The sequence below is a fragment of the Planktothrix paucivesiculata PCC 9631 genome (assembly GCF_900009265.2).
GTDB classification, from domain to species: Bacteria; Cyanobacteriota; Cyanobacteriia; order Cyanobacteriales; family Microcoleaceae; genus Planktothrix; species Planktothrix paucivesiculata.
On the sequence record NZ_LR735008.1, the window covers coordinates 276,181 to 299,690 of the forward strand.

A 23,510-nucleotide genomic window follows, 5' to 3' on the forward strand; every position below is an offset into this window, starting at 1 on the left:
GGGTTCAGGGCAAGTTTAGGACATTTTGGGGTGGGAATTTTAGGTTGACGCGAACCCGCCCCTACGGGGTTTAATCAAAATTAATAGCGAAAGAAAAAAGGGCTAAGAATCCTGCACGCTAACCTACGACGCACCCACAACCCAACAAACCCGAAAGCCGCTGCTGCGGCCGAAGACGTTGGGGCACCCCCAACGATCAGCAGAACGGCCGTCATCAGAATAGTTGACCCAAGAACCGCCCCGCAGACAGTGTTTTCTTTCATCGCTTAATAAGTTGACTAAATTTTCAATGTTATAGATTTGATAACGATTATCATTCTTATTCTGCTCATCCCAAACTTCTCCTTGTGTTGGCGCTCCTTCATAGTTTTCATGCCAAGGGTCAGCGCACCATTCCCAGACATTGCCATGCAGATCATACAACCCAAAGGAATTGGGAGGGAATTCATTAACGGGGGTGGTTTGTCCTCGATATTTCCCCTTGGGTTCGTCTGCATAGGTTCTGCTTACATGATAATTGGCTAAATCACTGGTTAGGGTTTCCCCAAAGTAAAACGGGGTTTGAGTTCCAGCACGACAAGCATATTCCCATTGGGCTTCTGAGGGTAAACGATAGGGGCGTCCGGTGCGTTGGAGTAGTCGGGCACAGAATTCGACTGCATCGTACCATTTAACCTTTTCTACGGGTCGGTTATCTCCTTTGAAGTTAGAAGGGTTAGGGTTGAGATCCCGTTGAATTTTGGGCCATTTAGCAACGGCTTTCCATTGGGCTTGAGTGATGGGATATTTAGCCATGAAAAAGGGGGGAACTGTAACTTGATGTTGGGGGCGTTGATCTTTGTCTCCTTCCCCCTCCAGTGAACCCATGAGGAATGTCCCCCCTGGAATATAAACCATATCTAATGTGACTCCATCCCCCAAGTCTTCGGTGAAGTACCGCGCTTGTTTGGTTTCCCGTTTGATTATTTCACCCTTTTTATTAACAGTAACGGTTTCAAAGGAGAAGGTTAGCAAACTTTCAAGAAGATCGACATCGGGTTCTGGTGTCGGAAGTTCTGGAACCAGAATAACATCGGGTTCTGGTGTCGGAAGTTCTGGAAGCGGTAATGAAATTCCCTCAACTACAATAGGAGTTTGACGATGCAATTCCCTAGCCACTTCTAGCTTTTCTTCTGAGTTACTTTGGTTATATTTTTTGATGCCTCGACCATAAGTTAACAAGGGTTCAAAACCATTATCAATCAGAGGTTCTGCCAAGGACTCGACAACCGAAATTAACCACATTTGTTCAGTTTTATTTTCATAAGCTGCTTGCAAAGCTTGAGCAATTTCCTGAGCAGCAGGTTGAGGGTTTCGTGCATAACTGAGCGCTAACCACCGTTGGGATTTTGCTAAATCTTGCTGAATGGGGTTAAGACTAGGTTGCAGCTTTTTTTCGACATAAGTTAAGAGAAAATCCGATAACTGATAAAAGCGTTCTATGCGAAAATTCTCATCGGTTTTTAACTGCATGAGCAACTCATTCCTGACATCTCGATCTATTTGATATAAGCCATCATCAATGGATTTACATAAACTCGAAAGCAATAAATTAGCAACCGCTTCCCAAGGAATCTCTAAGGGATTATTTTGGCAATCTAATGTGAAATTTTTCCATAAGCAGTAAGCCAAATCTGGGGTTAAAGTTAAAGGAAAAGCAGCGTGATAAGCAAAATAGAGATGGGATTGACCATAGATTTCACAAAAAGATTGTATCTGTTTTTTTACTGAATTTTCTCGTAAATCAGATTTAATTAGATTTAACTTTCTTCCGTTTTCTTGACCTTTTTTTAAAAGTCGATAACGGCTATATAACCTCTTAATTTTTTCTCCTCTAAGTACCCGAATAGTATCTTTTAACCCTTGATAACTTAACTCAAACATAGGGACAATATTAGCTATTTTTTCTGCAAGTGTTCCCCGCCATTGATATTCAGGTAATGGGTTTAACCAAACAATTTGACGCACTCGCGGTTGTTGATTTTGACCTTTTAGAAGAATAGAAGCATCTACACCTGTAAAGTCAGATAAAGCAATACTAGGAACTAATTGGTGCAAAAACGCTTGAATTTCGGCTAGTTGTTGACGGTTTTTACTTCTTTGTCCTGCACCTGCATCACTAATGATTAAAACCACCGTTTTCTGAGGATTGAGTTGAGACAATATCTCGCTAATTCGTTCACCTTGGCGATGATAAGGATCACGATAGAGATGTTCATTAGGATATTGCTCAAAATAGTAAAGATTAATTTTACTAAGATTTTTTCCTGGGAGTAATGTTTCTCGCAAGCGTTCAGTTAATGCTTCAAAGGGAATCATTGCACCCCGATGATCAATTAAAAGTAATAATTGAATTTGATTAACTCGCTTGGGTTGTAAAACAGGTTCTAAATAAACTCCTTGGCGAATAATTTGATCAACAGTCGCTTCTAAATTTAATTCTTCTGGTCTTCCTTCTCGTTTCAATTGTCGTAAATTTCGCCAAGTTTTTTTCATTTGTTGGCGACTAACGGGTAAATAATCGGAAACTTTAAAATAATTGGTTTTAACCGCAGCAACAACTTGAACTTCATCTTCAATGTCTAAAATTGCTGTTGTCGGAAGTTCTGTTAAATTAGGGGATACTGGAACTGGATTTTCAGCTATTTCTTGACTGGCTAATTTTTGACTATCATTTTCATTACTATAATCTATATTTTGGCATTGATCAAAAGATTCAAGAATAGATTCTGCGGGTAAACGCTGCGGTTGTTCAATTGGGGTTATATGAGTTGGGGTAGTTGGGGATAAAATTTCAACAGCAGATAAAGGGGAATCTGAAACTCCGCCAGAAATTCGTTTCACGCTTTGGTTTTTCCAATCTAAAATCAGGGAGTCAAAGCAATCATTAAAAATCCGTTGTTGTTCTTCAGACTTAACCCACAGGGTTTGACATAAACGTTTTAAAGTCGATAAATTCTCGACACCAAACCCACGTTTTAAAGATTCTATTAGTAATTGATATTCATCTATTCCTAAAGAAAACCCCGCTTCACGAAGTTGAGAAAATAATTCATAGAGAGGAAGTTTACTCATCTAATTCACCTCTTTCTAATAGATAATTCTGATGATCTTCCCAACTCTTGAGCAGAACACTAGAAAAGGGTAATCCACCCTTGTTTAATTCTTGAATGACTTGATCTTTATCATAGCGTTTTAAAACTGTAAACCAGTCAATTAGTTCACTGGTGCTAACTTTTTTTCCGCTCATTTCCTCTCGTAGAGTTTCAAATCGTTCAATTACAGTTTTCACCAAATTCTGATCTAGCACATCATTAAAACGACTTTCTAAAATTTTTTCCAGTTGGTCTGATTCAGGAAATTCAAGAAAATAAACTAAACAACGGCGTAAAAACGCATCGGATAAATCTCGTTCATCATTACTAGCAAGAAAAATAATAGGGGAATATTTAGCTTGAATAGTTTCTCCTATTTCTTCAATCACAAATTGTTTTTTTTCCAAAAGTTCCAAGAGATCATTAGGGAAATCTAAATCAGCTTTATCAATTTCATCTAACAAAACAACGGCTCTTTTTTGGGTTTCAAAGGCTTGCTTAAAAATCCCTGGTATGATATAGTTAGAAGGCTCATCTAATTGTTTAATTTTTTTCTCTGAAAGCCGATTAAGTTGAGCTAAATTAGCATCTCTAAGTTGTTTAATTCCTTCATATCGATAGCATAAATCTGAAGCTCGACTGGTAGATTTAATCGTGCGCTCAAAATAAGGTAAATCTAATTCATAAGCAACCGCCGCAGCTAAACAACTTTTCCCACATCCCGGTTCACCTTTTAATAGTAAAGGTCGGTCTAATTCTATCGCTAAATTAACGGCTTCTATTAACCCTTCTTTAGCAATATAGGGATAAACCTTTTTATCAGCGTACTCCACAGGTTTTTCGGGTTTTGTTCCTGTGTAATGATAGCGAGCATCGAAAATAGCATATTTCATCTGTTTTACCTCATTTTAAGATTGAATAAGACTCAAATATTGACTGATCATACTGGCACAAATCACTATAAATATACATTAAAACAGTTTCAGGAACTCCTTGATTTGTTTTAGATAAAATCTCTTGAGCCGTTTTCCGAGGATTAACTGTTAAGTGTCGGGGAAGATAATCAGTTTCTTGGTTTAGCCAGGGAATCAAATCATTTTCTGGGCAAATTAGTTTAAGTTTTGGTAATTTTATCGGCTCTGTTATTGACCAATTTTCATTAATATTACCGACCCAATTTGGACACCAATTTTCAATTTCGGGTTCATAAGCCAATAAAAAAACTAGGAGCTTATTACAAGAATTAGGTTGTGCTTGTCGTGGAACCAATCGATCACATAAGGGAAACCAAAATTGATCAATGAATTCTTGAGGATATTCTGAACTATTTGCTTGTAAATCTTCAAAAATTAAAACAATATTATTATATTGAAGCTGTTTTTTTAAAGCCCTAATAATCCTAGGTTGATTTTCTTCTAATAATTTTCTTGTATTAAATGGTTCTCCGACTTTTTCACCTAGCCATTTCCATAGATTTTTCGAGTCAGATATATAGGATCTAAAAGAACATCTATAAATTATTTTTTTAGAATATTTTGGTTTAGTCATCAATCTCTTAATAATCCAGTTTTGACCATGCCTTTCTTTGCCATAAACTAATAAACAAGCAGCAGGTTTATTCTGTTGTTCCCAATCCGCAAAAATACCGGAAGGCGTTCTAAAATCAAGTCGTAGAAGCGATTGATAAACTTGTTCTGCTTGTTCATCCTCCTCCTGATTTGAGTCTGTATGTTCTGTCAGATATTGCTGAAACTCAGGACTTGCATATTGAGTTTGTAGCCACTTTGAAAATAGTTTTTCTCTTTCAGTTCCTTGTTCTTCCCAGAATTTAGATAAATTATTCTCTCTCTTGTCTTTATTTATTTCCTCAAGATAATGATCCTGAATTTTTATATAAATATTACGAGTAGTTCTAGTATTGTCTTTCTTTAATTTATTTTTTACTTCTCTATCATTCAAAATTTCATCATCACAACTTAAATATTTTGCTTTTAAAATCTCCTTGTGCAAAGAAGTTAACTTGTATTCTTTTTGTAACCAGTCTAAAAAAATATCTGGATGAGGAACTTTCATATTGGGTTAACAACTTAGGTTAGACACACAGGAAGGAATTTGACAAGTAACTGGAAAAATTTTCCGCTCTTTTCCTCAACAGTGGAAAGTTTTTCCAATTTATAGAGGATATCAAAAGCCCGTTGTACATTGTGTTTAAAGGTTGAGAGATTAGCAAAACCGAGTTAGTTTCCTTAACCTCACCGAACCTCGAAAATTTGATAGCACAACGGTTTACCTCTCTGTAGGAAAGCCGTTGATCACTGATTGACCAACGACCAAACAAATTTACTTATGTCTAGTTTAACAGCATCACCGACTCGATTTCAACGATCGATCTTTTTTGATTTCCAAAGGGCCAAATCTAGTCCCAACTATCAGAATCGCCTGGCCATTCACTACGAGGATTCCCCTGGTGATACCCTCAACGATTCCGATAAAAAAGGGTTTAGTAAATGGGTAGGCCAACTTTATCAAGAACTTCCGTTTCCAGTCGAATATGTTGCAGGACAACCATATAAAACGGCTGCTGAAATGACTGAAGATGTCCGTCAAACAGGCGTATTAAAAATCAGCACTGATTTTAATGATCCCGTAGTGTTGTCTTCTCAAGAAAATCTTTATTTCCGGGCTACTCATGACAGCCATCATATCTTAGGAGGGTGGGATTTTTCTTGGGAAGGGGAGTTGGCAGCTTGTCAATATTTCTGCACTCTAACTAACAATTCATTATATCACAGAATCCTGTTTTCTGAACTAATTCTTCAGGCAGCAAGTTGTTTACATTTAGGGGGTTTTACAGAGCAGAAACTCGTTTTAACCTTGCCCTATTAAACAAAAATCCGTAGGGGCGAGGTGCGTCTCGCCCTTACACAAGCTATCGTTAAACTCAATTAGGAGGACGGATGACACTGCAACACATTCAAGAGATTATGCTGGAAATGGCACAAGATAATTCCACCTTAAAAACAGCATTTGAACAATTAAATCAAAATGCGATCGCCTTTCCCCAAAACTCCGTTATTGTTCCCCCGATTTTAGAGATTATCCAGTCTTCATCCCCTAATATTGGCTGTTGTGAATCCTGTATTGCTATCCCTTTTCCTCAACAGTATTCTAATCAAATTCAAGGGTTATCAAAGAATGTTGCCGATATTTTGGGCGGTGCAACAGTCTTACCCGATTTTCTGGGATGGTGGAAAAACCAAAACGGTGAAATTATCCCTGATCAATTGGTTTTGATAAAGTCTTTTACTCAAGTTAAAAACTTAGCGAATAACTGGGAAAAACTCTTAGCTAGTATTCACTATTGGGGAAAAATGAGCCAACAAGAAGAAATCGCTATTGAGCTTAGTGTTTTTGCATTAGGAAGTGTTTTGTTATTAGTTTCTATTGAAAGTTAAACAGGAGGTTTTATGGAATGTCGCAAAAATCGGAAAGGCGAAAAAATGTGTAATATTATTTCTCATCCTGATCCTGATAAACATCGGGAAAGTTTTTGCCCAGAATGTAATAAACGCTTTATCAAAAAAGATGAAGGTTGGAATTTTGATGGAGTTTGGGCAGTAATTTTTGTTTTGGGTTTGTTCTTTCTGATTTTAATGTTGAGCGGTTGTAAAAAACCAGCTAATTCCGACTTAATTCGCAGTATGGATATTAGCAATTCCGGTTTAAATCATCCTAAATCAGTTAAATAGGAGAAGTTAAATCAATTCATAAAAATTTGTTGAATTCGTTGTGCTTCTCTTAATCCTGATAAATAGGCTCCATGAACGGTTGCCGGGTATTGACGAGAGGTGGCTTCTCCAGCGAAAAATAGCATATTATTAACTGGAGAGGCTAAACTATCTCGTTCTTTCGCCGTTGTTCCGGGGGGAATATAGGAATAGGAACCCAATGTATAGGGATCAGAACTCCAACGAGTGACTAATATTTCTTGGGGGTTAGGAATAGAATTGCCATACATTTCTCGCAAAACTGCCATGATTTTATCGGTTAATTGTTGTTGAGTCATGGTTTCTAAACTGCGGGCAAAACTCCCTCCGGTTAAAGCCATTAACATCGGAGATGAGTTATAATAATCATAATTCATAAATACTGTAAAGTTGGGGCTACTTTCAGGCAAATATCCTAGAAATTCATAACTTTTTTCCCAAAATACTTGAGGGAATTTGAGCACAACTTTATTTAAAACTCCCAGGTTGAATTTCTGAATTGCCGTTTTTTTGTCCTGGGGTAATTCTGGGATAAATTTAACTTGATTGGCTTTTAATACGCCTAATGGTATGGTGATTAATACCGCACTTCCTGAAAAATCACCTTGAGGAGTTTTTACAGTAACTTGTTGATTATTATACTGAATTTCAGTAACGGGATGTTGAAGTTTAATCTCTAGTCCTTGGGCTAAGTTTTGAATAATTTGCTCATAACCATTAGGAAAAAGATAATCCTCTCCGTCAAAAGCTTCATCTTCATCCAATTCCCAAATTGAAAGTTTTTCTAAGTCTGCTCCTGTCTCAATTAAAATTTCTGAAGTTAATAACCAATTGACTAATTTAGCTTGACGGAGTGATAAATTATCAGGTTTAAAAAAGCGGTTAACAGCTTGATTAACTGAGACATCTTGCTCTTGATTTTCACTCCAAGATTTAGCCCTGGCTATAATTTTTTCATATAGGGATTCAGCTTTTTCTAATTCAGAATCTGGAATTTTATTTTGATTATTCGTATAGAAATCCACATGATAATCATTGGTTTGTTTAATACCAATATTAAAGTCATGGGCTAGTTTGCCAATCGGATTATTTTGAATTCCATGAATCCATGATGCCCCTAAATCGACGGGAAAACCTAAAGTTTTATCTGTATAAATTCTACCCCCAATGCGATCGCGAGCTTCTAAAATAGTAACTTTAAATCCTTGAGATTTTAAGGTTTTTGCCGCCGCAATTCCCGCAATTCCCGCACCAATAATAATAATATTTTCTGAAATAGCCTGAGAATTATTTTGACAACTTAACCAAAGGGGAAAAGAAGCAGCAACTAAAGCACTCAATTGTATGAAATTGCGACGAGATTTGTTGAAATTCGGTATAAACTGCATAAATTCTAACCTAATTATATTCCGTTGTTGCGCTTTAGCACAGCCACACCCGACAAGTTTAACTTAAAACTGATTTCAGTTAGGGTTTACTTTTAGGAATTGGCACTAAAGTGCAACAACGAAGTTTGTGGGTTTTGATTGATATTAACGAGCACCAAAAGCCCGAGATCCCTTATATCCTGAAGCCGTCGCTAATTTTTCTAAACTTTGAATTCCTGAATACATTTGACCCTGAACTTCCCAGGTGGGATAACCTTGAATACTTTTCGCTTTACACAAATCAGGTTGAGGATTTTTTCCGGCTTCATCACACTCAATATAGGTTAATTTTTCTACCGCTTGTTGACCAAATAATTCTTTTTGATCATGGCAATGCTCACACCAAAATGCCCCGTACATTTTAGCATCAGATTGGGTTAAATATTGAGCCAGTTCGATATTAGCTGGTTCAGAGGTAGTTGTAATTTGAAAGGTATTTTTTTCGGCGCGAGGACTATTAATTGGAGCATAGATCGCCAAGGTTCCAATTAATGTAATCATGGCTACAACCACGGCAATAAAAAACAGTTGACCCCGATCTTCCCAATCTCGACCCAATAACCCTAAAATGAATAAAGCCAAGGAGCAAATAGCCGAAGCAATACAATAAATACACAGAGATTTAATGACAAATGCCATTAAATAAATTAGATAAATACTGAAAATCATCATGGCAGTGGCTTGAGCAAAAATCAAGAGCCACGTCCAATCTTCTGTTTTTGTTCTTAAACTTTTTTGAGTTTCCGGGTTAATTAACCACGGAGAAACTGCCATCCCCGCCATAATAATATAGGCTACAAACCCGAATAACGCCAAGGGTAAACCAAAGATCACCGCATAGGGACTTGACAAAACTTGATCACACCCGGTTATCGGACAAGCCGCATTTCCCCCCGTCAGTTTCACTAGGGTTAAATAGGCGGTAATCACTGCACCAAAAGCAGCTAGACTAGCAATAATAAATCTTGATTTTTGATGAATCCAAGGAGTTGAACGTCGGCGAATCATAGCACTATTTTGGTCGTTTATACAGGAAAGAATTTTAGATCATTTTAGACATTTTAACCCATGAGAATTTTATTAGTGGAAGATGAACCCGATTTAGGGGAAGCCATTAAACGGATATTAACGCAAAAAGCCTATATTGTAGATTGGGTTCAGGATGGGACAGAGGCTTGGAATTATCTGGAAAATCGCTGGACGGAATACACTTTGGCGATTTTTGATTGGTTATTACCTGGGTTATCGGGAATTGAACTCTGTCAAAAACTACGACGCCAAGGGAGTTTGATCCCGATTTTAATGTTAACAGCAAAGGATACGGAAGCGGATAAAATTATGGGGTTAGATGCGGGGGCGGATGATTATTTAGTTAAACCCTTTGGCATGGGAGAATTATTAGCCCGTTTACGCGCTTTACAACGGCGTTCTCCTCAACTGCAACCCCAACAATTAAAGCTGAATCATCTGATGTTAGATTATCAATTATATACATTTTCTTCTCAAAAATATAAGAATCATCCTTTGACCATTCGTTTAACCCAGAAAGAGTTTCAATTGTTAGATTATTTTATGCGACATCCTAACCAAATTGTTACCCGAGATCAACTCTTAGGTCAACTTTGGGAAGTGGGTTCAGAACCGGAAAGTAATGTGGTGGCGGCTCAAATTCGTTTACTCAGACGTAAACTTTCTGAAATCGGTTGTGATCCTTTAATTGAAACGGTTTATGGGTTAGGATATCGTTTTATTATAGATAATAATTAATGAATCAAAACTCACTTTTTAAAAGTACAAAATTACGGTTAACCTGTTACTATGCTGGGGTAATGGGAGTGATCCTCAGTATTTGCGGTTTAGGAGTTTATGAAGCGATCGCCCACGCCCATTGGAGTACCTTGGATCGAGAAATAGAATCCGTTGCGGGAGCATTACATGATAGTTTAGAAACGGTTCTACAACAGCCAGGAAAATTAGAACCAGATGTTTTAAGAATTATTCCTGATTTGTGTTTGATAAAATCCGAAAATACCGGGCTTATTCAGTTAGTTTTTACTCACTATCCCGATCCCAAATCCGATAAAAAGACACCCTTAAATGATCCTATTTCAAAATTTAATTGTTTACCTATTATTGATAAAAATGGACAAGAGTTTCATCGATTAGCACCCTATCACAATAACTCTTATTTAATTCGTTTATTAAATAATTCAGGGGATTTAGTCGCTTTTACCGGAACCCATCGCCTCGATTTATTTCCGCATTCTAAAGGAGAAATTTGGCAAACCTTCAGGGATAAAAAAAGAATTCGCTATCGTCAATATTCTTTAATTTTACATACCCGAAATCAACAGAATTGGGGAACGCTACAATTAGGGCGATCGCTCCAAGATTTTGATCAATATATGATCATTGTAACATTAATTTTGGTTATTGGTTTACCCCTAGCTTTAATTTTAGTAGGGTTTGCCAGTTGGAAATTATCGGGAATTGCCATGGAACCGATTTATTATTCCTATCAACAAATTCAACAATTTACCGCCGATGCAGCCCATGAATTAAGAACACCTTTAGCGGCCATTCGTGCCACCGTAGAATCCACAATTAGACTGGAACCTTTGAGCGAAAATGAAGCCAAAGAAACTTTAAAAACCGTAGAAAGACAAAATTATCGACTTTCCGAATTAGTCAAAGATTTATTATTATTATCTCGGATGGATCAAGCAACCGTATCCTTATCCAAAAAATCATGCTGTTTAAATGATTTAATTAATGATACTCACGAAGAATTAGCTACAATGGTATTAAATGCCGAAATATTTTTAAAAACAGAAATTAGAGGTACAGAACCCATTTATATAATAGGAAATGAAGAACAAATTTATCGAGTTATTTTTAATTTAGTTATTAATGCAATTCAATATACTCCCCCCGGTGGTCAGATTATTTTATCTTTAGATAGCCGTCATCAACAGGCAATAATTCAAATTAAAGATACGGGGATTGGTATTCCTTTAAATGAACAAAATCGCATCTTTGATCGGTTTTATCGGGTGCATAGCGATCGCTCTCGAAAAACCGGAGGTTCAGGTTTAGGATTAGCCATTGTTAAAGCTATTATTCAAGCCCATCGTGGTAGTATTGAGGTAGAAAGTCAACCCGGAAAGGGTAGCACTTTTACTGTTAGATTTCCCCTAAAACCGACCCCCACTTTTATAACTTATTCTCAAGGTAAATCAACAAACTAATCTATTCTTAATCAGATGAAGTTTTGCTATGTTTTTTAAAGTTTTATCAACTTAACGGGACTCTCCCCCTAGGGGATACTTTATCATATAACTGTCAGTAAAATTGGTTAACTGATTAGGAGGACTGAATTATGAAAATGAATTTATCTAAAACTCAGATTGCAGGTGTTTTGATAGTCGCGGGAATTGCTTTTATTTCCCTGAGTAATTCCCCGCCTCTATTTGCACAGCCTAACTCAAATTCTCCCCAGCCAACTCCGAACAATGACAATGATTTTGAGCCACCCTGCCGCGAACTCATGGGTCAAAACCATCCGATGATGGGTCAAGGTAGATGGGGACGTTCAGGGGGAAATGGGCAATATTCAGGGTCAATGTATGATCCGAGTCGTGTAGAAACAGTTCAAGGAATAGTAACAGAAATACAAGCCGGAAATCGAGGAAATCGAATGTCTCAAGGGGTTCATTTATTGATGAAAACGAATACAGAAACCCTAGAACTGCATCTTGGCCCCCGGTGGTATTTAGAACAACAAAACTTTCAAATTCAACCCAATGACACCGTAGAAGTGACGGGAATGCGAGTCAACAGAGGAGGACAACCCATTATAATGGTTGGAGAGATTAAAAAAGGAAATCAAACCTTACAATTACGCGATGAAAAGGGTTATCCTCGCTGCATGGGAGGGCAACTCCAAACCCCCCGTTAATTGATCCCGCAGTCTGATTGAATCGGTCAAGTAGAAGGTTTTAATACTCAACAGCTTAGGAATATCAACCATTAACTCACTCATAGGGACGCGCCAATAGCAAGAGCGGAATTAACTCCCCAATGGCACGTCTCCACACTAATCACTGATCACTGATTAAGGCTTAAGCCACTTCATCAGAAACCCCTGAAACTAGCTCTTTGAAGGCTTTACCCGCAGAGAATACCGGAACAGTGGTTGCTGGGATGGTCATGGGCGCGCCCGTGCTAGGATTACGACCTTCGCGGGCTTTGCGTTCTCTGGCTTCAAATGACCCAAAACCCACCAAAGTCACTTTTTCCCCATCCGCCACCGCTTCCATGATCGATTCGCAAATAGCTGAAACAATTAGATCCGCTTGTTTTTTGGTGACACCAGCTTTAATCGCTGTGTTTTGAACCAGTTGTTCTTTATTCATCTGATCTGAACCTCGTAAATTATGTGAGCAAGTCTGCAAATATTAAAGCCGATGGCAGTTCTGGTACAACCTGATCAGCAATTGGCAAGCCCTATTGCCTCAACCACCTTAACCCTAAGTAAAGTTGGGGTTTTTGGGTTATCCATTGGTAAGGCTGAAGTGGATGATGGGGAGTCATCCTAACCAAACACCAATTTACCGCTTTTGTAGAGATTAGCATTGATTTGAGGGAGTTTTGACACTCACCGCCCTAGAAGTTGACAGATTCAAGGCCCAAGCAGAAGGAGAGGGCTTGATAACCTATTTTTGGGCGACAATAGAATAGATCCTAAAGTTGGGAAAATAAGATATGACTAATGAAGAAGTTTTGAGTGCTTATGCAGCGGGAAAGCGCGATTTTCGAGATACAGACCTATTCCGGGCTGATTTTAATAATGCTGACTTGAGTGGAGCCAGCCTATTTCGATGTCACCTATTTCGGGCTAACTTATTTCGGGCTAACTTAATTGGGGTGAATTTATACAATGCCGATCTTGTTGGTGCTAACCTCTACTGTGCTAATTTAAGTGGGGCTAACCTGAGTGGGGCTAATTTGACCCGGGCGGATTTAACCGGGGCTAACCTGAGTGGAGCCGACTTAAGTGGGGCGGACTTGAGTGGGGCGACTTTATCCTTGGCAAATTTGAGTTATGCTGATCTGAGTCGAGCCACTTTATTAAAAGCTGATTTCGTGGAAGCGAATTTGAATCATGGGAATCTCAGAGGAGCTAATTTGAAAGATGCTAATTTCACGGATTCAACGGTTCAGGAAGCCAATTTTACAGGTGCAATTAATATAAGTTTAGATTTACTCAGTTACCTCCAACAGCAGGGGGCAATTTTATCGAAATCGGAGCTTTCGGTGACTCAAGGTTAGACCCTTGAACGTGCGGACTTGGCTTCCGCACCCAGCCCCTCAAAATTGTGGCAATATTCGGTGTGGCTTTTTAATCCCCCAATGCTCTCTATCGCGCGCTATACGACCTTGGAACCAACTCCCCATTTAGTCTTACATACCGAAGGTGGTAATCGCTATTTACCACTGATGGGTAAAAATTACTGGACATTGGGTCGCAGTGAGGACAACACTTTTGTCGTCAAAGACCGATGGATGTCTCGTAACCATGCCATGTTACAACGCATGGAAAATGGAGAGTTTTTTTTAATTGATTTAGGAAGTCGGAATGGTTCTTTTGTCAATGGTCGGCGGGTGACTATTCCTATTACCCTTCATAATGGAGACCATATTGTTTTCGGACAAATGGAAGTAGAATTCTATTGTCCTGATGTCACCCAAGAAACCGACCCTTCCGAACCCGAATCTGAAGATTTTACCGCCACCTTAACGGTTCGCCGTTTGATATCGGTCATGGTCATGGATATTCGGGATTTTACAGTTTTAACTCGACAATTAGATGAACGAATTTTATCTGAAGTCATTGGTCGTTGGTTTCGTCACGCCGGACAAATTATTCGGGAAAATGGCAGTTGGGTTGATAAATATATTGGCGATGCAATTATGGCCGTTTGGTTTCATGGAACCCAAGGAGTCACTCCCCAAGAAATGTTAAAAATTGCTAACGCATTAAGTCAATTACATAAAATTACAATAGAACTGAGTAATCATTATCCCTTACCTTTCCCGTTGCGAGTCGGTGCGGGAATCAATACCGGATATGCCATGGTCGGCAATACTGGAAGCGGTGGAACTGCGGATTATACAGCCTTGGGAGATACGGTCAATGCAGCATTTCGTTTAGAATCTTCGACTAAAGAAATCGGTATGGATATTGCATTAGGAGAAACTACCTATAAATATCTAGCCCAGGCTTGTCCTAAACAAAATTTTCAACAATATACTGTTAATCTCAAAGGCTATGATACCCCTACAATTACCTATGGGGGAACTTTTGAAAACTTAAATGAGTTTTTGGAACTGAAATCCTAATCTTTTAAAGTGTATAATATCAAATTAGAATATTTTACCTAACTTAATTATGAAACTTGCCACCGACATCAAAATTCCCTTCCCTCGTCCCCTGGTTTTTAGTACCTACAGAGACAATTTAATGGATGTAGTTAACTCATTACCGAATAAAAATGATGTTAAATTAGTCTCTCGTCGGGTAGAAGCCGATACGGTTTATACTGTTTATGATTGGCAATCGGATGAAGATATTCCCGCCCTGATTGAAAATGTATTAAAACAGGACAAACTGCGTTGGACAGAATACGACACCTGGAATAATCAAGACTTTACCTTAGATTGGCAAATTAAAACCCAAATTTTTACAGAATCATTCCAATGTTCAGGGAAAAATAGCTTTTTAGAGGATAAAAATAATACCCTGATTCAAACACGAGGAGAAATTCAACTAGACCCCAGTAAAATTGATGGAATTCCCGATTTTCTCAAGACTCAATTAGCTAGTTTGTTTGAACAAATCCTAGGAAGTAAACTCGAACCCAATTTGATAGATATGGGCAAAGGAGTACAAAAATATTTAGAACAACACAAATAATCGCAGAAACCGGGTTTCTAGCCTTGATTTAGGGTAAAAAATCTATATTATCTATATTGTTTCTGAAACCCGGTTTCTATCTATAAAAAAGTGTTGGGTTTTATTGTAAATTAACCCCAATAAATGTTAGGAAATAATCTAAATCTAAGAATGAATCTTGATTGTTTCCCCCGATAAACTAGATATTCGCGCCGCTTCCGCCACTTTTAGGGTATATAAACTCGCTTCCGGGCTAACATAAAGGGGTGTGCCTTCATAGAGAAAATCTAAAACCATCTGGGTATCTTTAACAAATAATCCCCGACGGGAAGCTACCTCAATATTTTGAATAGTATCGTTTTGAATCAGTTGACCCTTTGCGGGAGTAAAAATTAAGGTTCCCTGTTCACCATAGAGGGTAAAAGTATTATCAGACTGCCAAAAAACTTCCCCTTTCCCATAAACAGATTCTCCCAGGATGCCATTATTAAAAATTAACCGGATATTACATAAACAAGCTTTATAAAGATCCGGTTCAATATCCCAATATTGGGCTTGACAATTGACACTAGCTACCGTTCCAAATAAATCCGTAAATCGATGTAAACGGGACAATGCTCCAGTTATGGGAAAACCAAATAAAGACGGTTGATATGTCCATTTAGCCGGGGCCGGATGTTGGGGGTTAATCGTAACATAACGAACATAGAACACTTGACCAATGGCCGCCAGGGAATTTTTAATCGCATTATGCAGTCCCCCCAACAATTCAATATGTTCGACGTGGAGGAGTTTATTTTTCTCTTGAGCCAGGTTAATTAAAGATTCTGCGTCCTCGGGATCTAAACTTAGGGGATATTCGACGACAACGTGTTTATCCTGTTCTAAAGCGTAACGGGCAATCTTGCCATGATCTCGATTTACCGAACAAATCATCACCAAATCAATATCTGGCCGTTCGACTAAATCGGCCCAAGAAGCCAAAACCGTGACATCAAACTCTTGACTAAAGGCAATGGTGGAGGTAGGGGTATTACCCGCCATGGCCACCAGTTGCGATCGCGAATCGGTTTTTAAAGCCGCCGCCCGCATTTTGGCCACATATCCAGTACCAACAATTCCCACTTGTAGAGGTTGGGAAACCTTACCAACAGAGGAAAATAAAAATCGACTCATGATATCAGGGTTAGGGACAAGGGTGCTAGATATAAGTAATCAAGATGCAATTAGAAAAATTTATAACAAATCCCATTCTAAATCTAGGTTGACAAGGTTTTACAACTTCGGCTTTTTCTCCTAATATCGAGAGGAGAAAAAAATCTGCAATGCAGCCAAAAGCCCATTAATGCTTTTGACTTGTATAAGGGATTTTTATATTTTTATCGAAATTTACGAGAGGAACACTACATGGCCACTTATAAAGTCACATTGAAAACCCCAGATGGCGACAAAACCATTTCCGTCGCTGATGATGTCTACATTTTGGACGCAGCAGTAGATGACGAAGGGATTGATTTGCCCTATTCCTGTCGTGCAGGTTCCTGCTCATCCTGCACAGGTAAACTGGTTTCAGGTACGGTCAACCAAGACGATCAGAATTTCTTGGATGATGACCAAATTGCCGATGGATTCGTTTTAACTTGCGTGGCTTACCCGACTTCTGATTGCACGATCCTAACTCATCAAGAAGAAGAACTATAATCTAGGTTAAAGTTTTAACGCTTTTGATGACCCCCACCCCTAAACCTTTGCGGTGTTAGAGGTGGGGTTAATTTTGCCTAAAATAACTGATCGGAGCAATACTCGAACTAAATATAAGTAATTAAGATGTAATTCTAAGAAGTTATAACAAATACAATTCAAAACCTAACCCAATCGGGTTTTACAACCTTGGCTTTTTCTCGTAATATCAGAGGGCGAAGAAAATCTACAATCCCGACCAAAGATAATCAAAGTTTTTGCTGGGGATAGGGGATTTTTAGAGTTTTTATCGAAATTCATGAGAGGATCACTACATGGCTACTGTTTACAAAGTCACACTGAAAACTCCCGAGGGCGAACATACAATTGAAGTCCCTGATGATGAGTACATTTTAGATGCGGCAGAAGAAGCCGGACTGGAACTGCCCTCCTCTTGTCGTGCAGGTGCTTGTTCCACCTGTGCAGGTAAAATTGAATCGGGTACGGTTGACCAATCCGATCAGTCTTTCTTAGATGATGACCAAATCAAAGACGGATATGTCTTAACCTGCGTAGCTTACCCCACTTCTGATTGTGTGATCGAGACGAATAAAGAAGAAGATTTATATTAATTTGCTCTCGATTTGAAGTTCAATTTTGTTGATCCCATCACTGCCAAACCCTTGCGGGGTTAGCAGCGATGGCGGTCTTTTTGGATTTTTTGTCGAAATTCCTGAGCAATATAATTAATTCCCCGACAGCATGGATGAATTTAAAGGTTGTAGTTGGGTTCCTGGGAAGTAAAAGTTTAAAATCTGTTCACTTGACCATCCTAATTTTGACAGGTGATATGATCCCGTCTGACTCATTCCCACCCCATGTCCAAACCCGCCGCCAACAAAAACATAACCTTTGAGAGTTTTATTCGGATTGTAAACAGGATCAATATAAAATAGGGTGCTAATCGGTGGTAAAAAGGCACTTTGAATTTCATCCTTGGCAATTTCTAAAACTCCTTGATCCGTGGTTACTGTCATTTTCAAAATTCGGCCCGTTGCCGATCGCTCCACCACCTCAACTTTTTTAACGGTTTTAAAATTAGCCTGGGGAAGATTACGCCGTTTTAAGTAATATCGTAGATGTTCGGCAATGGCTTCTAAGGTAGTTTCTTCCCGCCAACGAAAATCTAATTGTCCCGCTTCATTAAATCCACTTTTCAGATTGATAAACTTTCTAAAATTCGGTTCTAAAGCTAAATTTTGTTGGGATAAATCCCAAATTTTATTCGGGGCATCAATCACCCCTTGTAAATAAGGCCGGGGTTCTCCATTCCAAATATCATTATAATTTGCCGTGACTCCCCCACTGGTGGAAAAATACACCGCATCCGTGAGTTGATTATTCTGGGTTAAAACTAACCCTTTAGTCACATCAATCGCTTGATCCGTACTGGGATAAACTTCCGTTAATCCTTTATAAACTTGACAGTCCGTATTAGCACACAGATGATAGTTGTCGGCTTCAAACCGTTGCAGATTTCGCAAGGCGTAGGTTCGCGCTAGAACGGCCTGGGCTTCGATGGAGGCTGCCGGGGGCCAAGCTCCAATTTCATGGGGTACGACGCCCCGTAAATAGGTCTCTAACGGCACGTTATTCACAAGGGTATAGGTTCCGTAGGCGTCGGGCTGGAGTCGCAAATTCCCCCCATAAACCAAAGGTTCGGGGTCATTGGTTTTTTGACTAACTTGAATCACATTCTGGGGGCTGGTAATCTCTAGTTGATTGCGGTTGTAGCGATATCCCGCGGCCATCCAATAGGGAGTCCGTTTCTGGGTGAGCACTTGGGTTTCCAGGCGGGGAATTTTATGGCCTTGGGCCTGTAAACTATCGATTAACCAGCGACGCAACAAAGGCGTATGATAAACGCTGCGTTTGGCCCAAACTTGCCAGCGATCGGGTTGGGCCAGTTCCACCTCTAAACCGAGCGATCGCCATTTTTCAGCATCTTCTTCGGCATTTTCATAGCTACGGTGGGTGCTCAAAACCACTCGTTCGGAAACTTCCGGTTCCGGTAAGGGTTCAACTCCCATTTTCAGGATCACCGTCTCCGTATGGAGTTGTTTTTCCCCTTCGGGTGTGGGAAATTTCAGGGTTAGGTGATCTCCGGGTTGGGCTTTGAGAATCAGTTGGTCGGTGGGTTTCTCCCCAAAATGCTGTACTACACCGATGTTTAATTTAGGGTTGAGATCTGGAGCTTGGGGTTCTGATTCTTGGGCGAGGGTGGGGAGGGGCCAGAGGAGCAAAAAGTACAAGAGAGTGCATAGGTTAGTCGGGAAAAAAAATGTGATTTTAGCCATATTTATTATCAATTTATTGGTTTTATAGTAATTGTTGATAAAAGATTAACAATTCTTGAGCGAGTGCCCTATTAGTGTAGTGGGTCATGGCTCGTTGATACCCTTTTTCTCCTAAATGTTTGGCTAATTCGGGATCTGTGATTAACTGTTTCAGGCTGTTTTGCAAGGCTTGATCATTTCCTTCGGGAAAGATTAATCCGGTATCGGCAATAACATGGGGAATTTCACCGGAGTCGGAACCAATGACGGGAACTTGACAAGCCATAGCTTCTATTAAAACATGACCAAATTGTTCTTTCCATCCGGCGGCGGTTAGGGTTTTAAATTTGTAGGTGGTTTCGGAGGGTAAAACTAGGGTATTCATCAGGTTAATATAGCGTTGTACCTGATCATGGGGGACACTTTCGATTAAGATTAATCGATCTTGAAATCCAAATTTTTCGGCTATTTCTAGGAGTTGCGATCGCAATTCTCCCCGACCTAATAATACCCATTTCCAAGGATATTCTTTTAATCCTGCTAAGGCTTTGGCTAAGGTCATTAATCCTTTTTCTTCAACAAAACGTCCTACAAATCCCACTACAAATTCATCGGGCTTAATTCCTAATTCGGCTTTTAATTCCGGCTGAGGTTCGGGTTTAAATAACTGTTCATCAATGCCTAATTGGGGCATAACTTCAATGGGTTTATGATATCCTTTTTGGCGTAAAATATCTTTTCCATCTTGATTTCCCACCACAATTCCATCGGTATTTTTTAGGTTATAGGCTTCGAGGAGAGAAACGGGGAATTTTAATTCATAAGGCAAATTCCACCAAGTAAAAAAGATATTTTTTGCTTTTAAACCCAAAAGATTATTTAAAGTAATCAATTGACTATAGGTAAGGGCTTTAGAACCCTGTTCAACTTGAATAATATCCGGTCTAAAGGTTTTGAGGAGAGAGACTAAATCCCAACCAAAAGTTAGTAAGCCTTGATTATTTTCACTAAAATTAGAAATCGGAACCACTTTAAAGTTACCTTCATCTAAATATTCAGATTCAATAATTTTATTCTGAACGCCTCCGGGTCGCCAACGTTTGGGAACAACTATTGTTACTTCTATATTGGGTTGTAAACGGGCTAATGCTCTAAATTTTTCCCGATTTAAGTCCACAATATAGGTATGACTGGCTACTAAAATTCTCATAGGTTTTTAATGTTTTTATGATTTTACTGTTGTTGGGCTTGTTGTTGGGCTTGTTGTTGGGCTTTAGCCCCTCTTATAAGATTTGCGCTTAAGCAGACAAACTATTAAACATTTTACTATTGTTGGGATGAGTGTCCCTCTTATAAGATTTGCGCTTAAGCGCAACAACGGCGCGACAACGGCTTAGGGGTCTTGTTGGGTGTAGATTTGTCCTTGATCCCAGAGGGAGGTGATCCAGGTTCCTAGGGCCTTAATTAAGCCTAATTTATAGAAGAATAAACGACTAATAATTTTGAGGGGAGAACCACTTTTATTACAGGGAGGATGTCCTAAAACATGACAATCAAATAGTTTAGCAAAAAAGCGGAAACATTGACCCGGAGTTAGGTTTTTTAACCCCATTAAGAAGTGATTATGGTAAAAGGTAATCTGATATTGTACGGAACGGGTACTCATATCATGACAGCCTCCAACTTCTTCTCCTAAATGGATTAAATAGGCTTCGGGATCGTACCAAATAACATATCCAGTTTTTCTAATTCTTAAACAAAAATCCGATTCTTCTCGCACCGCACTGCCTTTAAATCGTTCATCAAAGGTTAAACCAAATTGTTCAAAAATTTCTCGCCGGAAGGACATATTACATCCTCTGGCGGAAATAACTTGTTGGGGTTTAATGGTATGAACTAAATCAATATGATACCAAGCAATACCCGGATCTTGAGCTTCCAGGGGTAAATCTTCAATAGTTAATTCTCCCCCAGAATCACCTAATTTCATCCGATCAAAAACTCGTCCCGCAACGGCGCCAATTTTCTCGGGGGCGGCGGTTTCTCCGGGGATATAATTACGAGCATGGGCCATTAAAAATCCTTCAGGAAGTTGCACATCATCATCAATAAATAAGAGAATATCTCCTTGAGAACGTCGAACAGCGTAATTTCTAGCCCCGGGTAAACTCGCCCAATCTAAACGATACCATTGAATTTTTCCAGATTGGGTTAACTGTTCTAAATAGGTTTGGGTTTCGGGTTCATGGGTTGAGGTTTGATCAACTACTAAAACTTCAAAATTGGGATAGGTTTGTTGTAATACTTCTGTTAAGGTTTCCCGTAGGACTTGTTCACGATTATAGGTGGGAATAATCACAGAAATTAGCGGTAAATTCATTAATTTTTTCTCCCAATATTAGGTTTAAATAGTGATAGAATAGTTTTTCTAAAAAAATGATCTCAATGCACCCCGCTAATCACTTAAGTCTCGGGATCGATTTCCCCAGCTTCGAGCAGTTTTTTTCGTTCTTCCCGATCAATTTCGGGGAGTTTAAAGAGTACCCCAGCAAAATACCAATAATAAACTGTAACCGGATCAACATCTAGGGGGTAATAGTAGGTATTGTAGCTAATAATTAACACAAAAACCCAAAAACAAGCCCCAAAACTACGTAAATTTTTATCTTTAACGGAACGATAGGATTTAAACCCAATAACGACCATGGTAGTCACTAAATAGAGAAAACCGGCAACTCCCAAGGGCCCAATTTCAAAAATCAGTTTAGGATAGTAGGTTTCAATTAAGGCGGTTTTCCCAAAGATACGAGCGGCATTTGTGGCTCGTCCCAGTCCCTTTCCTAAAATCCCTTTTTGTCCGCCGCTACTATGTCCAAACTGTTCGGAAATGAAATCGGTGGGGGGGGAAGCATTCCAACGACTGACAAAACTATCGACTCGTTCTTGTAAAAATGCTGGGCTGGCTGCTACCGCAATTCCTAAGATTAAACCCAGTCCGGCGAGGATGGGAAGAAATCTTTTTAAGTTAGCAACTTGTCCGGTTAAAACTAACAAGATAATAGTGACAACGGGAACCAATGCTAAGGCAATTCGTTGACCGGAAATTACGGCATTAACAAATACCAGTGCCATTCCGACTAAACCCGTCATTCGCCACAGGGGAGAAGGATCGCTAAAAGCACTAGCAAAGGTAAAAAAGGCATTGGCAATTAAAAACCAGGCCCATTGCCAAGGAGCCACAAAGGTTCCGGGTAAACGAATCATATTTTGAGAGGGACTAAAAACTAAAGATCCACCTACAAAACATTTAGCATCCAGAGTGGCTTTGAATAAATCATCCCCGGTAAGGTGATCGGTTCCTTGGCAACGGCCACTGGCTAGAAATTGATATTGTATGACTCCTAAAACACAACAAATTATGGCTAAAACCAGGGTTAAACGAGTTAAAAATAAGAGTTCTTTTTTACCTTTAATTTGATAATAGGCACAGGTAATTAAGGGCAAGTATCCAATAAAAGATTTTAACCCCATGAGTCCGAGTAAAATCGGTTTGTCGCCTTCGGGTTTGAGTTGTTGTAATCCATTTACTAATAATAAAGTTAAACCACAAATAGCGAGAAGTACCATCAAAGGTTGCTTTAATCCTTTGGGAACAATCATCGGCATTCGCTTGCTTTTCCATTCCTTATATTTGGCAAATAAGGCGGGAAAATAAAAGCCATCTTTAGCAAGTTGAAATATGGGGCTTCCGCCACCAATCCAGTAGGTGACTGTGCCACTAAATGGTAAATAAATTAAAAACCCCCATAATGCCATATCTGGGTAAAGATAGGATAGGGCTACAATTAAAATTCCTCCTCCCCCGGCGATCGCTAATTTCGGGCCAGCAACCACAAATAAAATCGCTCCCACAACAACAGCAGCAGTAATAATTCCTGACGAGGAAGATATAACTTTCTTAATCGCTTTTGACCGTTGCTTTTGGCGAAGTTTAATTTCTTGTTTGCTTAAAGTCGGTTTCTTGGATTTAGATTTTTTTTGAGTGGTTTTTCGCTTTTTTTTAGCTTTTGTAACCATGGGAACAGAGCATGAATTTAGCCCCATTATAGATCAAGTTTCAAGGGGCTGGTGAACTACCCACACTTCTCTACGAGTAAGTGTGGGCTTCTAGCATCAACGGGGATAGCATCAGAAGAAACAGAAGTTTGTTC

General features: G+C 39.1%; 23 protein-coding genes. 12 read left to right on the plus strand and 11 right to left on the minus strand.

Features of this window, described 5'->3' with window-relative positions:
- Positions 1–123 precede the first annotated feature (123 nt).
- The 3 genes from PL9631_RS27360 to PL9631_RS08180 are packed head-to-tail and all read right to left on the minus strand — an operon-like array spanning position 124 to position 5,207.
- Positions 124–3,114: an SUMF1/EgtB/PvdO family nonheme iron enzyme gene (locus tag PL9631_RS27360; protein WP_407947576.1), complete on the minus strand. Its 2,991-nt coding sequence runs from the start codon at positions 3,112–3,114 to the stop codon at positions 124–126.
- Positions 3,107–4,027 carry an AAA family ATPase gene (locus tag PL9631_RS08175; RefSeq protein WP_083618832.1) on the minus strand — a complete coding sequence of 307 codons (921 nt, stop codon included), beginning with the start codon at positions 4,025–4,027 and terminating at the stop codon, positions 3,107–3,109. The genes PL9631_RS27360 and PL9631_RS08175 overlap by 8 nt, the downstream gene beginning before the upstream one ends.
- A gap of 10 nt (positions 4,028–4,037) precedes the next feature.
- Positions 4,038–5,207: a hypothetical protein gene (locus tag PL9631_RS08180; RefSeq protein WP_083618834.1), complete on the minus strand. Its 1,170-nt coding sequence runs from the start codon at positions 5,205–5,207 to the stop codon at positions 4,038–4,040.
- Positions 5,208–5,480: 273 nt separating this feature from the next.
- Between PL9631_RS08180 and PL9631_RS08185 the strand changes: the two genes are divergently transcribed.
- The 3 genes from PL9631_RS08185 (at position 5,481) to PL9631_RS08195 (ending at position 6,883) form a co-directional block, all read left to right on the plus strand.
- Entirely contained in the window at positions 5,481–6,020 is a 540-nt protein-coding gene (locus tag PL9631_RS08185; protein ID WP_083618835.1) for a hypothetical protein, read from the plus strand.
- A gap of 71 nt (positions 6,021–6,091) precedes the next feature.
- Entirely contained in the window at positions 6,092–6,589 is a 498-nt protein-coding gene (locus tag PL9631_RS08190; RefSeq protein WP_156090483.1) for a hypothetical protein, read from the plus strand.
- A gap of 12 nt (positions 6,590–6,601) precedes the next feature.
- On the plus strand, positions 6,602–6,883 hold the full coding sequence (locus tag PL9631_RS08195) for a hypothetical protein (RefSeq protein ID WP_083618841.1): 282 nt from the start codon (positions 6,602–6,604) through the stop codon (positions 6,881–6,883).
- Positions 6,884–6,894: 11 nt separating this feature from the next.
- On the opposite strand, the gene PL9631_RS08200 is transcribed toward PL9631_RS08195, so the two are convergent.
- Entirely contained in the window at positions 6,895–8,289 is a 1,395-nt protein-coding gene (locus tag PL9631_RS08200) for an FAD-dependent oxidoreductase (protein WP_083618843.1), read from the minus strand.
- A 144-nt stretch (positions 8,290–8,433) separates the two neighbouring features.
- Positions 8,434–9,336 carry a vitamin K epoxide reductase family protein gene (locus PL9631_RS08205; protein WP_083618845.1) on the minus strand — a complete coding sequence of 301 codons (903 nt, stop codon included), beginning with the start codon at positions 9,334–9,336 and terminating at the stop codon, positions 8,434–8,436.
- 60 nt (positions 9,337–9,396) lie between these two features.
- On the opposite strand from PL9631_RS08205, the gene rppA reads away from it, so the two are divergent.
- From rppA to PL9631_RS08220, 3 genes are all read left to right on the plus strand, one after another.
- The gene (gene rppA, locus PL9631_RS08210; protein ID WP_083618847.1) at positions 9,397–10,095 is read left to right on the plus strand and encodes a two-component system response regulator RppA; all 699 of its coding nucleotides are present in this window, start codon (positions 9,397–9,399) and stop codon (positions 10,093–10,095) included.
- Positions 10,095–11,576 carry a two-component system sensor histidine kinase RppB gene (gene rppB, locus PL9631_RS08215; RefSeq protein ID WP_083618849.1) on the plus strand — a complete coding sequence of 494 codons (1,482 nt, stop codon included), beginning with the start codon at positions 10,095–10,097 and terminating at the stop codon, positions 11,574–11,576. The genes rppA and rppB overlap by 1 nt, the downstream gene beginning before the upstream one ends.
- A gap of 131 nt (positions 11,577–11,707) precedes the next feature.
- Entirely contained in the window at positions 11,708–12,286 is a 579-nt protein-coding gene (locus PL9631_RS08220) for a hypothetical protein (protein ID WP_197046295.1), read from the plus strand.
- Positions 12,287–12,449: 163 nt separating this feature from the next.
- Here PL9631_RS08220 and PL9631_RS08225 read toward each other — a convergent pair whose 3' ends face one another.
- Positions 12,450–12,743: an HU family DNA-binding protein gene (locus tag PL9631_RS08225; protein WP_083618851.1), complete on the minus strand. Its 294-nt coding sequence runs from the start codon at positions 12,741–12,743 to the stop codon at positions 12,450–12,452.
- 51 nt (positions 12,744–12,794) lie between these two features.
- Here PL9631_RS08225 and PL9631_RS27015 point away from each other — a divergent pair, with 51 nt between their 5' ends.
- From PL9631_RS27015 to PL9631_RS08240, 4 genes are all read left to right on the plus strand, one after another.
- Positions 12,795–12,926, plus strand: coding sequence for a hypothetical protein (locus PL9631_RS27015; RefSeq protein ID WP_269321692.1), 132 nt, complete (start codon positions 12,795–12,797; stop codon positions 12,924–12,926).
- 166 nt (positions 12,927–13,092) lie between these two features.
- Positions 13,093–13,659 carry a pentapeptide repeat-containing protein gene (locus tag PL9631_RS08230; protein ID WP_083618853.1) on the plus strand — a complete coding sequence of 189 codons (567 nt, stop codon included), beginning with the start codon at positions 13,093–13,095 and terminating at the stop codon, positions 13,657–13,659.
- A gap of 81 nt (positions 13,660–13,740) precedes the next feature.
- Positions 13,741–14,730 (plus strand): adenylate/guanylate cyclase domain-containing protein, encoded by a 990-nt coding sequence (locus tag PL9631_RS08235; RefSeq protein WP_083618855.1) that lies wholly within the window; start codon positions 13,741–13,743, stop codon positions 14,728–14,730.
- A 49-nt stretch (positions 14,731–14,779) separates the two neighbouring features.
- On the plus strand, positions 14,780–15,304 hold the full coding sequence (locus tag PL9631_RS08240) for a hypothetical protein (protein WP_083618857.1): 525 nt from the start codon (positions 14,780–14,782) through the stop codon (positions 15,302–15,304).
- A 144-nt stretch (positions 15,305–15,448) separates the two neighbouring features.
- On the opposite strand, the gene PL9631_RS08245 is transcribed toward PL9631_RS08240, so the two are convergent.
- Positions 15,449–16,459: a Gfo/Idh/MocA family protein gene (locus PL9631_RS08245; RefSeq protein WP_083618858.1), complete on the minus strand. Its 1,011-nt coding sequence runs from the start codon at positions 16,457–16,459 to the stop codon at positions 15,449–15,451.
- 231 nt (positions 16,460–16,690) lie between these two features.
- Here PL9631_RS08245 and PL9631_RS08250 point away from each other — a divergent pair, with 231 nt between their 5' ends.
- On the plus strand, positions 16,691–16,984 hold the full coding sequence (locus PL9631_RS08250) for a 2Fe-2S iron-sulfur cluster-binding protein (protein ID WP_083618860.1): 294 nt from the start codon (positions 16,691–16,693) through the stop codon (positions 16,982–16,984).
- Positions 16,985–17,298: 314 nt separating this feature from the next.
- Positions 17,299–17,595 (plus strand): ferredoxin, encoded by a 297-nt coding sequence (locus PL9631_RS08255; RefSeq protein ID WP_083618862.1) that lies wholly within the window; start codon positions 17,299–17,301, stop codon positions 17,593–17,595.
- Positions 17,596–17,709: 114 nt separating this feature from the next.
- Here PL9631_RS08255 and PL9631_RS08260 read toward each other — a convergent pair whose 3' ends face one another.
- From PL9631_RS08260 to hpsL, 4 genes are all read right to left on the minus strand, one after another.
- The gene (locus tag PL9631_RS08260; protein ID WP_083618864.1) at positions 17,710–19,320 is read right to left on the minus strand and encodes a SpoIID/LytB domain-containing protein; all 1,611 of its coding nucleotides are present in this window, start codon (positions 19,318–19,320) and stop codon (positions 17,710–17,712) included.
- Positions 19,321–19,342: 22 nt separating this feature from the next.
- Positions 19,343–20,509, minus strand: a complete 1,167-nt coding sequence (gene hpsO / locus PL9631_RS08265; protein WP_083618866.1) for a hormogonium polysaccharide biosynthesis glycosyltransferase HpsO — start codon at positions 20,507–20,509, stop codon at positions 19,343–19,345.
- 183 nt (positions 20,510–20,692) lie between these two features.
- Positions 20,693–21,679 (minus strand): hormogonium polysaccharide biosynthesis glycosyltransferase HpsN, encoded by a 987-nt coding sequence (gene hpsN / locus PL9631_RS08270; RefSeq protein WP_083618868.1) that lies wholly within the window; start codon positions 21,677–21,679, stop codon positions 20,693–20,695.
- 83 nt (positions 21,680–21,762) lie between these two features.
- Complete coding sequence (gene hpsL / locus PL9631_RS08275) at positions 21,763–23,376, minus strand: hormogonium polysaccharide biosynthesis protein HpsL (RefSeq protein WP_083618870.1); 1,614 nt, start codon at positions 23,374–23,376, stop codon at positions 21,763–21,765.
- Positions 23,377–23,510: the final 134 nt, after the last annotated feature.